Annotated in this window: 10 protein-coding genes; 4 read left to right on the top strand and 6 right to left on the bottom strand. The window is 66.0% G+C overall.

Annotated features, from left to right (window positions below; translation table 11 throughout):
* Window positions 1-316: 316 nt before the first annotated feature.
* The 3 genes from ASE88_RS16505 to queF all read right to left on the bottom strand — a co-directional run bounded on the left by ASE88_RS16505 (window position 317) and on the right by queF (window position 4,540).
* On the bottom strand, window positions 317-1,600 hold the full coding sequence (locus tag ASE88_RS16505) for a glycoside hydrolase family 130 protein (RefSeq protein ID WP_056479991.1): 1,284 nt from the start codon (window positions 1,598-1,600) through the stop codon (window positions 317-319).
* A 64-nt stretch (window positions 1,601-1,664) separates the two neighbouring features.
* Complete coding sequence (locus tag ASE88_RS16500; protein ID WP_055881222.1) at window positions 1,665-3,935, bottom strand: glycosyltransferase family 4 protein; 2,271 nt, start codon at window positions 3,933-3,935, stop codon at window positions 1,665-1,667.
* 146 nt (window positions 3,936-4,081) lie between these two features.
* Window positions 4,082-4,540: a preQ(1) synthase gene (gene queF, locus ASE88_RS16495; RefSeq protein WP_055881218.1), complete on the bottom strand. Its 459-nt coding sequence runs from the start codon at window positions 4,538-4,540 to the stop codon at window positions 4,082-4,084.
* A gap of 20 nt (window positions 4,541-4,560) precedes the next feature.
* Here queF and ASE88_RS16490 point away from each other — a divergent pair, with 20 nt between their 5' ends.
* The 4 genes from ASE88_RS16490 to ASE88_RS16475 all read left to right on the top strand — a co-directional run bounded on the left by ASE88_RS16490 (window position 4,561) and on the right by ASE88_RS16475 (window position 9,289).
* Window positions 4,561-6,117 (top strand): cryptochrome/photolyase family protein, encoded by a 1,557-nt coding sequence (locus ASE88_RS16490; RefSeq protein ID WP_056479988.1) that lies wholly within the window; start codon window positions 4,561-4,563, stop codon window positions 6,115-6,117.
* 23 nt (window positions 6,118-6,140) lie between these two features.
* Window positions 6,141-6,971, top strand: a complete 831-nt coding sequence (gene sseA / locus ASE88_RS16485; RefSeq protein WP_056479984.1) for a 3-mercaptopyruvate sulfurtransferase — start codon at window positions 6,141-6,143, stop codon at window positions 6,969-6,971.
* Window positions 6,968-8,179: a cystathionine beta-lyase gene (gene metC / locus ASE88_RS16480; RefSeq protein ID WP_056479982.1), complete on the top strand. Its 1,212-nt coding sequence runs from the start codon at window positions 6,968-6,970 to the stop codon at window positions 8,177-8,179. Before sseA ends, metC begins: the two co-directional genes overlap by 4 nt.
* A gap of 255 nt (window positions 8,180-8,434) precedes the next feature.
* The gene (locus ASE88_RS16475) at window positions 8,435-9,289 is read left to right on the top strand and encodes a TorF family putative porin (RefSeq protein WP_056479979.1); all 855 of its coding nucleotides are present in this window, start codon (window positions 8,435-8,437) and stop codon (window positions 9,287-9,289) included.
* 385 nt (window positions 9,290-9,674) lie between these two features.
* Here the strand turns inward: ASE88_RS16475 and ASE88_RS16470 are convergent, their stop codons facing one another.
* The 3 genes from ASE88_RS16470 to ileS are packed head-to-tail and all read right to left on the bottom strand — an operon-like array spanning window position 9,675 to window position 13,543.
* A complete protein-coding gene (locus tag ASE88_RS16470) occupies window positions 9,675-10,088 on the bottom strand; it encodes a DUF3035 domain-containing protein (RefSeq protein ID WP_055881204.1) in 414 nt (137 codons plus the stop codon).
* Window positions 10,081-10,584 carry a signal peptidase II gene (lspA, locus tag ASE88_RS16465; protein WP_056480369.1) on the bottom strand — a complete coding sequence of 168 codons (504 nt, stop codon included), beginning with the start codon at window positions 10,582-10,584 and terminating at the stop codon, window positions 10,081-10,083. The genes ASE88_RS16470 and lspA overlap by 8 nt, the downstream gene beginning before the upstream one ends.
* A complete protein-coding gene (gene ileS, locus ASE88_RS16460) occupies window positions 10,577-13,543 on the bottom strand; it encodes an isoleucine--tRNA ligase (RefSeq protein WP_056479977.1) in 2,967 nt (988 codons plus the stop codon). Before ileS ends, lspA begins: the two co-directional genes overlap by 8 nt.
* Window positions 13,544-13,665: the final 122 nt, after the last annotated feature.

Here is a 13,665-nt window from a genome sequence, read left to right as displayed (position 1 = left end):
GGCCCTTCCCTCTCCCCCGAGGGGAGAGGGGAAAGGTAAGCTTGTTTCCCCGCGAAGGCGGGGATCCAGACTGGGCTCCCGCCTTCGCGGGAGAACAAGAAGCGGGAGATGCGTTCGGTTCTAGTGCACCACCCCGGCGGAGGCCGGGGCCCAGTTGGGGGACGTCGCTGACTGAGCGATGCGCGTCGTTACTACAGCCTTGCCAACTGGGCCCCGGCCTCCGCCGGGGTGGCGGCTTAGTGCCGGGGTGGCGGCTTAGTGTCGGGGTGGTGCTAACGAGCGAGCGAAGGATGGTGTCCGTCCGGACGCCCCCCCGTCACTTCATCGCGGCGAGCATGTCCTTGATCGGCACGAACGCGAAGCCCACCGAGCTGTCGGCGATTCCGTACGGCATGAAGATCGTGTCGCCATGCTTCAACGCGCCGCAGCTATAGACGACGTTGGGGACATAGCCCTCGCGATCCTGATCCTTAGCGGCGAGGATCGGCTGCTTGGTGCGGCCGATCACCTTCGACGGATCGTCCTTGTCGAGCAGCACCGCGCCGATCGAATATTTGCGCATCGCACCGACGCCGTGGGTCAGCAGCAGCCACCCCTCGTCGAGCTCGATCGGCGGCCCGCAATTGCCGATCTGCACCAGCTCCCACGGATATTCGGGCGTCAGGATCTTCTCGCCATCGTCCCAGTCGGTCAGCGTGTCCGACTTGAGCAGGAACAGGTTCTCGCCGTCCTGCCGGCCGATCATCATATACTGGCCGTTCACTTTCCGCGGGAACAGCGCCATGCCTTTATTTCGCGCGGCGGGGCCGGTCATCGGCACGAGATCGAACGCGCGGAAGTCGCGCGTGCGCATCAGCTCGGACTGGATCACCGAGCCGTTATACGCGGTGTAGGTGCCGATCCATTCGTAATCGCCGTTCTCGTGCTGGAAGCGGACGATGCGCAGATCCTCGAGGCCCTTCGACTGCGCCTGCGTGATCGGGAAGATCACCGTGCCGCTCAGCGTGCTGTCGCGGTGGCGATAGACGGTGACGGGGCCGATCGGCATCTCGTCCTCGCCGCTGCCGACCGCATCGGTCGCGGTCGCGAACGGCGGCTCGGGCGCGAGCTTCATCTGGTTTTCGCAGGTGATTATGCCTTCGCGGAACGCGACCGACGAGATGTGCCCCTCGCCGACCGCGCGCAGGCTCATCAGGATGCGCATCGAGCCCGGCGGCATCCCCGACTGGTCGAAATGCGGCACCGCGCTCGGGTTCATCAGCGCGGCGGCGGCATAGCTGTATTCGTGGCAGAAATAGGCGCCGATCAGCTGGCGCTTCTCGTCGCCGATCTCGGCACCATTCAGCCCGAGCATGTCCTCGATCTGGTCGTAGCGAGTCATGAATACGCGGCGCGTCTGCCAGTGGCGCGCCTCGAAATCCTTCAGCACGACCTCAAGCTGCGACCGCGCTTGTGCGGGCGTCATTTCCAGCACTTCGCCGACGAGCCGCTCGGTGCGGCTCGGCGCGCCGCCATGACCGCCCCAGGCGATGTGAAACGGCCGGACGACGACACGCGAAGGGTCCGCGTGCAGCCGCAGCTGGTGGTTGAACAGATCCATCGTAGCAGTGCCCCGCGTCGTTCCACTCAACGCGCCGTCAAGACCGGGACCCGCTGAGGTCCGGCTAAGCGACGACGCGGGTGGCTCCTGCCACGCTTTGCGCTGCTTTAGATACCCCTGAAATGGCGCAACTTGCGAGTTGCAGTGCCAAAATCGACTCGGCGCCCTGGTTTCGGTTGAGCCCGGTCGGCATCAGACCGTCATAGCAGCCGCCATCCGCGACGCTCGCGAGCGGCAGATCGAGGTCGTTGACGCCGAGGAACCAGCCATAGGCGCGCAACGCCTCGTCGCGCCAGCGCACGTCGCCGGTCGCGTCATAGGCAGCGGCGCACGCGTCGACGGTCGCCTGCGCTTCGAGCGGCTGCTGGTCGAACTGCAACGGCTCGGCATAGGGCCGGTTGAAGCTCTCCGACCCGACCGCGCGGAAGCGGCCTTCGGGCGAGGTCTGCTTGGCGACGATCCAGTCGAGCGTGGCGAGGCCGCACTCGATCAGGTCCTGACGCCCCAGCGTCTGGCCCGCCCGGATCAACGCCTGCGGGAGACGCGTATTGTCATAGGCGAGCACGATCTCGAACCACTGCCATTCGGGGCGGCGGGCCTTGGCGAGCAGGTCGAGATGGACCTTGGGGAACGCCTCGAGGATCGACAGCGACAGCTGGTGGCCGGGCTTGGCCTCGAGCATCGCCGCCGCGCCGAGCATCGCGAACGCCTGCGCACGCAGGCTGCCGAGTTCGAGCGCCATCGATGCGGTCGAATCGAACATCGCGGTCGCCCAGTCGCGATGCTTGGCCGCCTGCGCATCGCGCGCGGTCACGCCGAGCGACCAGAGCGTGCGACCGTTCGAATCCTCCGACCCCGCATCCTCGCACCAGGTGCGATCGAAATTCATGAAATTGCGGAAGCGGCGCGTGTCCGGGTTCCAGGCATATTGCACGAACGACGCGTAGATCGTCATCCACTTGTCGCGCAGGACCTCGTCCATGTCGGGGATCGCGCTCATCAGCATCAGCGCGCGGCAGTTGTCGTCGATGCAGTAGCCGTGACGGCGATCCGGGATCGAATAGATCGAATGCTGGAGCATGCCCGTAGAATCGCTCATCCGCTCGACCGCGGCGAAATCGGGCGCGAGCTGCTTGAGCGGCGCGGGCACCTTGGCAAGGCGGAACGGGCGTGCGGCCACGATCGCGCGGATTTCCGTCATCATCGCCTCGGCGAGCTTGGGCCAGATCATCGTGCGACCGCGCGCATAGGCACGCTCGGCCAGCCGGTTGCGATCGCGATCGTTCGACATCAGCGTGTCGATCTCGCGCGCGAACGCGTCGACATCGCCGAAGGGCACGAGCACGCCGTGGCCGTCCGCGAGGATTTCGGTCGCGTGGACGTATGGCGTCGAGATGACGGGCTTGCCGACGCCGATCGCGTAGCTGAGCGTACCCGACGTGATCTGCGCAGGGTTGGTGTACGGCGTCACGTAGACGTCCGCGGCCTGGAGATAGTCGAGCAGCTCGCCATGTTCGAGAAACGCATCGACGAACGCGACATTGTCGGCCACGCCCTTGTCGGCGGCGAGCGCCTTGAGCTTGTCGCGGTACTTCTCGCCTTCATAGGCGACGAGGTTCGGATGCGTGGCACCCAGCACGACGTAGAGCAGGTCGGGATGCTTCGCGATCACCGCGGGCAGCGCGTTGATGACCGTCTCGATCCCCTTGTTGGGCGCGAGCAGGCCGAACGTCAGCATGACCTTGCGGCCGTCCCAGCCGAACTTGTCCTTGAGCGTCGCTGGATCGAGCAGATCGCGGTCGGGCACGCCGTGCGGGATCATGACGACCTGGCGCGGATTGGCGCCATAGACGCGCTGCAGAATGTCGCGGCCACGCTCGGCCATGACGACCACGCGCGCGGCGCGGCGGAGCAGGCCTTCGAGCACGCGACGCTGGTCAGCGTTGGGCTTTTCGAGGATGGTGTGCAGCGTAACGATCACCGGCAGCGTCGTACGGTCGAGCAGCGCGAGGATATGTTCGCCGGCGGGGCCGCCGAAGATGCCATATTCGTGCTGGAGCCAGATCGCCTGCGCGCCGCTCGCCTCGATCTTTCGCGCGGTGTCGATATACGCCGACAGCTCCGGCTCGGGGATCGTCCCGGTGACTTCGGCCGGATAATCGTATTTACCGGGGTGATCATCCATCGCGTACACATCGACGGCGATTTCGGGAAAGCGCGCGCGCATGGCCGTGAAAACGTCGGTCGTGAAGGTAGCGAGCCCGCACTGCCTCGGTAAGAAATTACCGATCAGCGCCAGTCGCGCGATATTCCCACCGTCCGCCGGTTTCACCATACCCTGTCCCTCGTTTGAGCGCGCACTTCTGGGAGAACCCGGTCGCGCATCCATTTGAACGGTTCAGGTAGCATAAAGTTTCATCCCATACTGCAGTGCAGCACGGGAAAAATATCAATCCAAATCAATTTGATATTTCGCAAGCCCTATCCGCGGCCCCGGTACGACGCGACCCCCTGATCGGGCAGCCACAGATCCTGTGGCGGTGCACTCGATTGCCAGAACACGTCGATCGGAATTCCGCCGCGCGGATACCAATAGCCGCCGATGCGTAGCCACACGGGCTTCATCTCCTCGAACAGCCGCTCGCCGATGCCGACGGTGCAATCCTCGTGGAAGCCGGCATGGTTGCGGAAGCTGCTGAGGAACAGCTTCAGGGACTTCGACTCGACGATCGTTTCGCCGGGAACATAGTCGATCACGAGATGCGCGAAGTCGGGCTGGCCGGTGACGGGGCAGAGCGACGTGAACTCGGGCGCCGCAAACCGCACGAGATAGGTCCGTCCGGGCCGCGGGTTCGGAACATAATCGAGCACGGCCTCTTCTGGAGAGGCGGGAAGGGCGCTGTTCTGGCCAAGATGCAATGGGTTCTGGGGAGCGGTCATACGCCGCCATGTAGGATGCGATGACGCGCAAGAAAACCACACTCGTACCGATCCTCGGCGACCAGCTCACGATCGACCTCGCCGCGCTGCGCGGGCAGGATCCCGCGACGACGATCGTGCTGATGATGGAGGTCGACGACGAGACGACCTATGTCCGCCATCACAAGCGCAAGATCGCCTATATCCTGTCCGCAATGCGGCATCATGCCGAGGCGTTGCGCGCGGCGGGCTGGACGGTGGAATACACCAGGCTCGACGATCCCGACAATGCGGGCAGCTTCACCGGCGAGATCGCGCGCGCGGTTGCGCGGCACGACCCCGCGCGGATCGTCGTCACCGAGGGCGGCGAGTGGCGCGTGATGGCGATGTTCGAAAGCTGGGAGACGCTGTTCGGCATCCCCGTCACGATCCGCAGCGACGACCGGTTTTTGGCAAGCCATGCCGATTTCGAGACCTGGGCGGCCGAGCGCAAGTCGCTGACGATGGAATGGTTCTACCGCCAGATGCGGACGCGTACCGGGCTGTTGATGACCGACGGCAAGCCCGAGGGCGATCGCTGGAACTTCGACAAGGAGAACCGCAAGCCCGCCAAGAACGACCTGCTGATGCCGCGCCCGCTGGTGTTCAAGCCGGATGCGATCACGCAGGACGTGCTGGCACTGGTTGCGGAGCGGTTCGCCGAGCATCCGGGGAGTCTCGACGGGTTCGACTATGCGGTGACCGCCGGGGATGCCGAGCGGCAGGCGGCGAACTTCTTCAAACACGCGCTGGCGCAGTTCGGCGATTACGAGGATGCGATGCTCACCGGCGAGCGGCATCTGTGGCACTCGATCCTGTCGCCCTACATCAATTCGGGGCTGCTCGATCCGCTCGACCTGTGCAGGCGCGCGGAGGCGGAATATCGCGCCGGGCGCGCGCCGCTGAACGCGGTCGAGGGCTATATCCGCCAGATCATCGGCTGGCGCGAATATATGCGCGGGATCTACTGGCGCGAGGGGCCCGATTACGTCGAACGCAACTTCCTCGACCATCACCGCGAACTCCCCGGCTGGTACTGGACCGGCGACACCGACATGCACTGCCTGCGCGAGGCGATCGGCCAGACGCTCGAGACCGCGCATGCGCACCACATCCAGCGGCTGATGGTGACGGGCAATTTCGCGCTGCTGATCGGGGCCGACCCGGCCAAGGTCCACCAATGGTACCTCGAGGTCTATGTCGACGCGTATGAATGGGTCGAGCTGCCCAACACGCTGGGGATGAGTCAGTTCGGCGATGGCGGGCTGCTGGGGTCGAAGCCGTATATCTCGTCGGGTGCGTATATCGACCGGATGTCCGATTATTGCGGGACATGCCGGTACAAGGTTAAGCAGCGGATCGGGCCCGACGCGTGCCCGTTCAACGCGCTCTACTGGGATTTCCTCGCGCGACACGAGGACAAGCTCGGGCGCAACAACCGGCTCGCGATGCCGTATCGCAACTGGCACAAACAGACCGAGGCGGACCGCGACGCGACGCGTGCGCAGGCCGCGCAGTTTCTCGCCTCCCTCGACGCGAGCGGCCCCGCTGGCTACTGATACGTCAGCAAAAGGAGCCGGATATGGACGCGTTGGTGACCACCGAATGGCTGGCGAGCGAACTCGGCGCGAATGATCTCAGGATCGTCGACGCGACCTATGCCGAGGGACGCGACGCGGCGGCGGAATATGAGGCGGCGCACATTCCCGGCGCGGTGTTCATGAACCTCGCCGAGCTGCGCGATACCGACAGCGACCTGCCCAACATGCTGCCGTCCGCGGAGAAGTTCGCGAGCCGGATGCAGACGCTGGGTCTGGGCGATGGCAGCCGGATCATACTGTACGACAGCTCGCCCTGGCATACCGCGGCGCGCGCGTGGTGGATGTTGCGGCTGTTCGGCGCGCACAATGTCGCGATCCTCGACGGCGGGCTGGCCAAATGGCAGGCCGAGGGGCGCGAGACGGCGTCGGGCAAGGAGACGCTGCGGCATCGCCACTTCACGACCTGGGCGGACCTCGAGGGCGTGCGCGATCTCGATCAGATGACGGCGAACGTCGACAGCGGCGCGGAGCAGGTGCTCGACGCACGCTCGGCAGCGCGCTTCACGGGGGCGGAGGAAGACCCGCGGCCCGGCACGGCGCCGGGGCATATTCCGGGCTCGAAGAACCTGCCGCAGGGCGCGGTGTTCAACGCGGACGGGACGTGGAAGACCGGCGACGCGCTGAAGGCCGAGTTCGACAAGGCGGGCGTCGATCTGTCGAAGCCGCTCGTGATGACCTGCGGCTCGGGCATTACTGCGGCGGTGCTCGCGTTCGGCGCGCATCTGCTCGGCAACGACGCGGCGCTGTACGACGGCAGCTGGTCCGAATGGGGTGGCGACCCCTCGACTCCCAAGGCGACAGGAACGGCATGAGCGATACGAACAAGCCGGTCGGCGATGCGACCAAAGTCGTTCTCGCCGGTCGTCGCCCTGAATGGACGCGCGGTGTTGGAGAGGGGGGCATCGTCAGCCCGCCGGTCTGGCGCGCGTCGACGATCCTGTACGATTCGGTCGGCCATCTTCGCGACAGCGCCACGCGCGATACGCATCACCGGCTGTTCTACGGCCGCAAGGGGACGCCGACGCAGTGGAGCCTTGCCGATGCGCTCACCTCGCTCGAGCCGGGTGCGGAGGGGACGTTCCTCTATTGCTCGGGCGTCGCGGCGATCGCGGCGGCGTTGCTGTCGGTGCTGTCGCCCGGCGACGAACTGCTGCTGGTCGACAGCGCCTATGATCCGACGCGCGGGATGGCGGGCGGGCTGCTCAAGCGGTTCGGCATCACCACGCGCTATTACGACCCGATGATCGGCGCGGGCATCGCCGACCTGATTGGCGAGAATACGCGCGCGATCTTCATGGAAAGCCCCGGCTCGCTCAGTTTCGAGGTGCAGGACGTCCCCGCGATCGTCGCCGCCGCCAAGGCGCGGGGGGTGACGACGTTGCTCGACAACACCTGGGCCACCCCGCTGTTCTTCCCCGCGATCGAACGCGGCGTCGACCTCACGATCCTCGCCGGCACGAAATACGTCGTCGGCCATTCGGACGTGATGCTCGGCTCGGTCACCGCCGCCCCCGGGCATTTCAAGAAACTGCGCGAGACGAGTTTCCAGCTCGGCCAGGTCGCGAGCCCCGACGATTGCTGGCTCGGCAGCCGTGGCCTGCGCACGATGGCGGTCCGCCTCGCGCAGCACCAGTCGAGCGCGCTCCAGATCGCCAAGTGGCTCCAGTCGCGTTCCGAGGTCGCGCAGGTGCTCCATCCGGCGCTCCCCGATTGCCCCGGCCACGACCTGTTCGTCCGCGACTTCAAGGGATCGAGCGGGCTGTTCTCGTTCGTGCTGAACGGCGGCGACGAGGCGGCGCGCGCTGCGCTGATCGACAAGCTAGAGCTGTTCGGGATCGGCTATAGCTGGGGCGGGTTCGAAAGCCTCGCCATCCCCGCCGACCCGCAGCGGTACCGCAGCGTCACCAGACGCGACGCGGCGGGGCCGATGGTCCGTCTCCAGATCGGCCTCGAAGACCCCGTCGACCTCATGACCGATCTCGAAGCAGGGCTGGCCGCGTTCGCAGTCGCGCGGGGGTAAGCGCAAATACCACTGCAAGTGCGTGCACGGTTCGACGCGATGCGCGCGCGCGTGTCGCGCATCACTGTGGCTGTTGCGCAACATCCGTGTCGTCAATCCCACGGTTGGCGCAATATTATCTTGTGCGGCCAGCGCTCCGCTGTCACATGTCGGTCATCGCAAGGAAAGACCGCACTCGGAGGGCACGCCCTCGATAGATGCGGCGTCCGCGGTTGCAGGCGGGGACATCGCATTTCCAGTATCGAAAGGGAAACGATGCGCTTCACCACACTTCTTCTCGGCGGCATCGCACTGGCCGCTGCTACCCCCGTGTTCGCACAGGACGAGGCGACCGCACCGCCCAAGGACATTACCGTCTCGGGCTCGGTCGGGCTGGTCAGCGACTATCGCTTCCGCGGCGTGTCGCAGTCGGACGAGAATCTCGCCGTGCAGGGCGGCATCACCATCGCGCACAAGAGCGGGCTGTACATCGGCACCTGGGGATCGAACCTGGCGGGCTGGGGTACGTTCGGCGGCGCGAACATGGAGCTCGACCTGATCGCGGGCTACAAACTGCCCGTCGGCGGCGGCGGGACACTCGACGTCGGGGCGACGTGGTACATGTACCCGTCGGGCTTCAACAACACCGACTTCATCGAACCCTATGCCAAGCTGTCGGGCACGGCCGGACCGGTCGCGCTGACCGCTGGCGTCGCCTATGCGCCCAAGCAGCAGGCGCTGGGGCCGTGGTACAGCAGCGGCGCCTCGGTGGCGGTCGGCTATGACCGCGTCAACGCCAAGGACAGCAACCTGTATCTGTGGGGCGACGTCAGCAGCGGTATTCCCAACACCGGGCTGACCGTGAAGGGGCATGTCGGCTATTCGAACGGCAACAAGGGGCTCGGGCCGTTCGCGACCAGCGTGTCGCCGACCGGCGAGTATTTCGACTGGCTGCTCGGCGCCGACTATGTGATCCCGTCGACTCCGCTGACGCTAGGTGTCGCGTATGTCGATACCGATATCGGCAAGGGCGAGTCGGCGTATCTCCAGCCGAGCTTCAGCCGCGGGCAGGACGGCAATGGCTCGATCGCCAACGGCAAGGTGCTCGTCTCGCTCACCGCGGCGTTCTGAACGGTTTCGGAAGACGGCGCTCCTGACCCTTGCGTCCCCGCGAAGGCGGGGACGCAGACTGGGCTCCCGCCTTCGCGGGAAAACAAGAGGGTGAGATGAAACTTGCGGACTTCGTCGCGGGAGAACAAGGCGCGCGCCGAGACTTCCCAACTCTTTCGGGAGAACACGGGAGCCGCGCCGAGACTTCCCAACCCGTCACCCCAGCGAACGCTGGGGTATCTCTCGGGGCAGATGACGTCTGCCACAGGGGGAGATCCCAGCGCGCGCTGGGATGACGGTGGGGTGGGCCCTTCCCGACGAGGGACCAAGCCTTACGGAGCAAGTCTTACCGGCACAAAAAAAGGGCGGCTCCCGCGCGGGAGCCGCCCTTTTTCGTTCGTCGCGATCAGTTCGCGGTGGTGCGCGCGTCCTGGCCGTCGCCCTCTGGCGCAGCGACGATGTCGCGCGTCGTCGAGCCCTTGTCCACGACCGTCGTGCCCGGATCGCCCGCGCTCGATCGGATGCCGGGATCGTCGCTGTCCGCGCCGGCATTGGCGACGACCCCCGATTCCGCCGGGCTGCGCGCGGCGGCGCCGCCGAACAGCGCGTCGAGCGTCTGCGCGTTGGCGGCGGTATCCTGCGGGCGGGCGGCACCCGGCTGCGGCGGGACCAGCGCGAAGTCGGGCGGGATCACGAGCGGGGCCTGGCGCGCTACGGCGAACTCGTCCGGGCGCGCACGGTCGAGGCTTCGGCCTGCGCCGCAACCGGACAGGAGGGCGACGCTCGCCAGACCGGCAGCCAGGGGTACGAACTTACGCATGGGAATTCTCCACAGGGGGCTTCTCGCGCACGAGCAGCGCCCGAACAAGCAGGACGAGCACGCCGACAGTAATCGCTGCATCGGCGACATTGAAGACCAAAAACGGACGCCACTCGCCGATGTGTAGGTCGGCGAAATCGACGACATAGCCGAGCCGGATCCGGTCGAGGATGTTGCCGATCGCGCCGCCGAGTACGAAGCCCAGCGCGACCTGATCGGCCGGGTTCTTCTCGCGCGTCATCCACACCGCGACGCCGACCGCGATCGCGCCGGTCAGCAGCACCAGCGCCCAGCGCGTCAGGTGGCCGTCGGCGGGGAGCAGCCCGAGCGAGATGCCGATATTCGGCACGAACCGCAGGTCGAAGAACGACGTGATCGTCTGCGAATCGCCGAGCGAATCGATCCCGAGCGGCTTCGTCACCGCCCATTTGCTCAGCTGGTCGGCGAGGAAGAGCGCGGCGGCGGCGGCGAACCCCGCCTTGGGGAGGTTACGCATGCGCCACGACCCCTTCGCAGCGATCGCATAGCTCGCCATCGACCTTCACCTCGGGAAGGTGGCGCCAGCAGCGGCCGCATTTGTGGAAGTCGGTGCGCGTCACGGTAACCGTGTCGCCGGGCGTGACCTTGGCGACGATGAACGCCTCGGCCAGCGCGTCGGCGTCGAGCAGCATCGTGGGGACGGTGACTTCGGCCTCAAGGCTGGAGCGGACCGTCTTCTCGCGGCGCAGCGGCTCGATCGCCTCGGTGACGGCCACGCGCAACTCGCGGATCTCACGCCACTTGCTGCCGACCACGTCGTCCGCGTCGAGCGACGGGAGCGACGGCCATTCGAGGTAATGCACCGAACTGTCGTCGCTCGGGAACCTCGCCTGCCAGACTTCCTCCGCGGTGAAGCAGAGCACCGGTGCGGCGTAGCGGACCAGCGCGTGGAACAGCACGTCAAGGACGGTACGGTACGACCGTCGCTTCACGTCGTCCGACGCATCGCAATAGAGCGAATCCTTGCGGATATCGAAGAAGAACGCGGACAGATCCTCGTTCGCGAAGTCGGTCAGCAGGCGCGTGTAGCGGTTGAACTCATAGCTTTCCGCCGCCTGGCGCAGTTCGGTGTCGATCATCCGCAAGCGGTGGAGGACGTAGCGCTCCAGCTCGGGCATGTCGGAAACCGCGACGCGCTCCGATTCCTCGAAGCCTTCGAGCGCGCCGAGCATGTAGCGGAACGTGTTGCGCAGTTTACGGTACGCGTCGGAGGCGGTGGCGAGCACCTCCTTGCCGATCTTCACGTCGTCGAAATAGTCGGTCGAGGCGACCCACATGCGCAGGATGTCCGCGCCGCTCTCGCCGATGATCTTCAAGGGATCGACGACGTTGCCGAGGCTCTTCGACATCTTGCGGCCCTGGCCGTCGAGCGCGAAGCCGTGCGTGAGGACCGCGTCATAGGGTGCGCGACCGCGCGTGCCGCAGCTTTCGAGCAAGCTCGACTGGAACCAGCCGCGATGCTGGTCCGAGCCTTCGAGATACAGGTTGGCGCGCGTTCCTTCGCCGTAGCGCGCCTCGACGGTGAAGACGTGCGTGCAGCCCGAATCGAACCACACGTCGAGGATGTCCTTCACGACCTCATAGTCGGCGAGGTCGTAGTCGGGGCCGAGCAGCGCCTGGTGGCCGTCGGCATACCAGGCATCCGCGCCGTTCTCGCGGAAGGCTTCGACGATGCGTGCGTTGACCGCGGGGTCGTTCAGATACTGGCCGGTGACGCGGTTCACGAACAGCGCGATGGGGACGCCCCAGGCGCGCTGGCGCGAGATGACCCAGTCGGGTCGGCCCTGCACCATCGACGTGATCCGGTTTTCGGAGCGCGCGGGGATCCAGGTGGTCGCGGCGATCGCGTCGAGCGCGATTTCGCGGAGCGTGGCGCCGTTGCTCGACCCAGGCCCTTCGACTTCGCTCAGGGCGAACGGGGTGGGTGTGGATGCATCCCCAACCCCGTTCGTGCTGAGCGCAGTCGAAGCACCTTCGGTCCCGACCGATGAAGGCGCATCCATCGGGATGAACCATTGCGGGGTCGCGCGGAAGATCACCTTGGCCTTCGAGCGCCACGAATGCGGGTAGCTGTGCTTGAAGTCGTCGCTCGCCGCGAGCAGCGCGCCGGTCGCGCGCAGGTCGGTGCAGATCGGGCCGTCGGCGGCCACGAACTTCTTGTTGATAACCGAGCCTTGCCCGCCGAGCCAGGCCCAGTCGGCGCGGTACATCCCCGCGCCGTCGACCGCGAAGACCGGGTCGATGCCGTATTGCTTGCAGAGCTCGAAATCGTCCTCGCCATGGTCCGGCGACATGTGGACGAGCCCGGTGCCCGCGTCCGTCGTGACGAAATCGCCGGGGAGGAACGGGCGGGGCTTTGCGAAGAAGCCGCCGAGTGCGTGCATCGGGTGACGCGCGGTGGCGCCTTCGAGTTGCGAGCCCGTACCCGACCACTCTTCCTCAAACGTAGTGGTAACCACAGTGTCTTGAGAATGCTTGATGTCGAACGCTCTGGCCGCGAACGATTCGATTAGGCTACGCGCGATCAGCAGGCGGCCATAGCGAACGTCTGGCGTACGACTGACGTCTTGCATTGGCTGGCGCATGTCAGCAGGCCCAGCCTCTGATTTGAACCGGCCGACAACATACTCGATTTCAGGCCCATAGCTCAGCGCCTGGTTCACCGGGATCGTCCACGGCGTCGTCGTCCAGATCACCGCATGCGCGCCGACCAGTTCGGGTGCGTTCGGCGCCTCCACGATCTCGAACGCGACGTCGATCTGCGTGGAAACGATGTCCTCATACTCGACCTCGGCCTCGGCGAGCGCGGTCTTCTCTACCGGCGACCACATCACGGGCTTCGCACCGCGGTACAGCTGGCCGCTCTCGGCGAACTTGAGCAGCTCGCCGACGATCGTGGCCTCGGCGTCGTACTTCATCGTGAGGTACGGATCGGCCCAGTCGCCCATCACGCCGAGCCGCTCGAACTCGCCCTTCTGCACGGCAACCCATTTTTCGGCATAGGCGCGGCATTCGGCGCGGAACTGGTCGACGGGGACGTCGTCCTTGTTCAGCTTCTTGGCACGATACGCTTCCTCGACCTTCCACTCGATCGGCAGGCCGTGGCAGTCCCAGCCGGGGACATAGGGTGCGTCCTTGCCCATCAAGGATTGCGAGCGGACGATGATGTCCTTCAGCACCTTGTTCATGGCGTGACCCATGTGGATGTCGCCGTTCGCGTAGGGGGGGCCGTCGTGCAGGATGAACCGCTCGCGCCCGAGCCGCTGTTCGCGCAGCCGGTCGTAGATGCCGAGTTTCGCCCAGCGCTCGAGGATCGCCGGCTCCTTGGCGGCGAGGCCCGCCTTCATCGGGAAGTCGGTCTTCGGCAGGAAGACGGTGTCGCGGTAATCGCGGGCGGGCGCAGGAGTGTCGATCATAAGTGGGCCGGGCTGTAGCCGAGCGGAGGACGCGTTGCCATCCCCCTCCCACCTCTGCCGTCGCCCCAACGAAAGCCGGGATCTCGTGCGGCGGGGCCCGGTTCCATGACCGGGATACGCCA

This window comes from Sphingomonas sp. Leaf38, assembly GCF_001421825.1.
Classification (GTDB): Bacteria; Pseudomonadota; Alphaproteobacteria; order Sphingomonadales; family Sphingomonadaceae; genus Sphingomonas.
Note: the sequence above shows the minus strand (reverse complement) of the source record. Positions and strands in the feature narration are given on the sequence as shown.

Bases quoted from the DNA above. Each gene is read 5' to 3' on its own strand.
- ASE88_RS16505 (WP_056479991.1), bottom strand. From the start codon at position 1,600: ATGGATCTGTTCAACCACCAGCTGCGGCTGCACGCGGACCCTTCGCGT.
- ASE88_RS16500 (WP_055881222.1), bottom strand. From the start codon at position 3,935: ATGGTGAAACCGGCGGACGGTGGGAATATCGCGCGACTGGCGCTGATC.
- queF (WP_055881218.1), bottom strand. From the start codon at position 4,540: ATGACCGCTCCCCAGAACCCATTGCATCTTGGCCAGAACAGCGCCCTT.
- ASE88_RS16490 (WP_056479988.1), top strand. From the start codon at position 4,561: ATGACGCGCAAGAAAACCACACTCGTACCGATCCTCGGCGACCAGCTC.
- sseA (WP_056479984.1), top strand. From the start codon at position 6,141: ATGGACGCGTTGGTGACCACCGAATGGCTGGCGAGCGAACTCGGCGCG.
- metC (WP_056479982.1), top strand. From the start codon at position 6,968: ATGAGCGATACGAACAAGCCGGTCGGCGATGCGACCAAAGTCGTTCTC.
- ASE88_RS16475 (WP_056479979.1), top strand. From the start codon at position 8,435: ATGCGCTTCACCACACTTCTTCTCGGCGGCATCGCACTGGCCGCTGCT.
- ASE88_RS16470 (WP_055881204.1), bottom strand. From the start codon at position 10,088: ATGCGTAAGTTCGTACCCCTGGCTGCCGGTCTGGCGAGCGTCGCCCTC.
- lspA (WP_056480369.1), bottom strand. From the start codon at position 10,584: ATGCGTAACCTCCCCAAGGCGGGGTTCGCCGCCGCCGCCGCGCTCTTC.
- ileS (WP_056479977.1), bottom strand. From the start codon at position 13,543: ATGATCGACACTCCTGCGCCCGCCCGCGATTACCGCGACACCGTCTTC.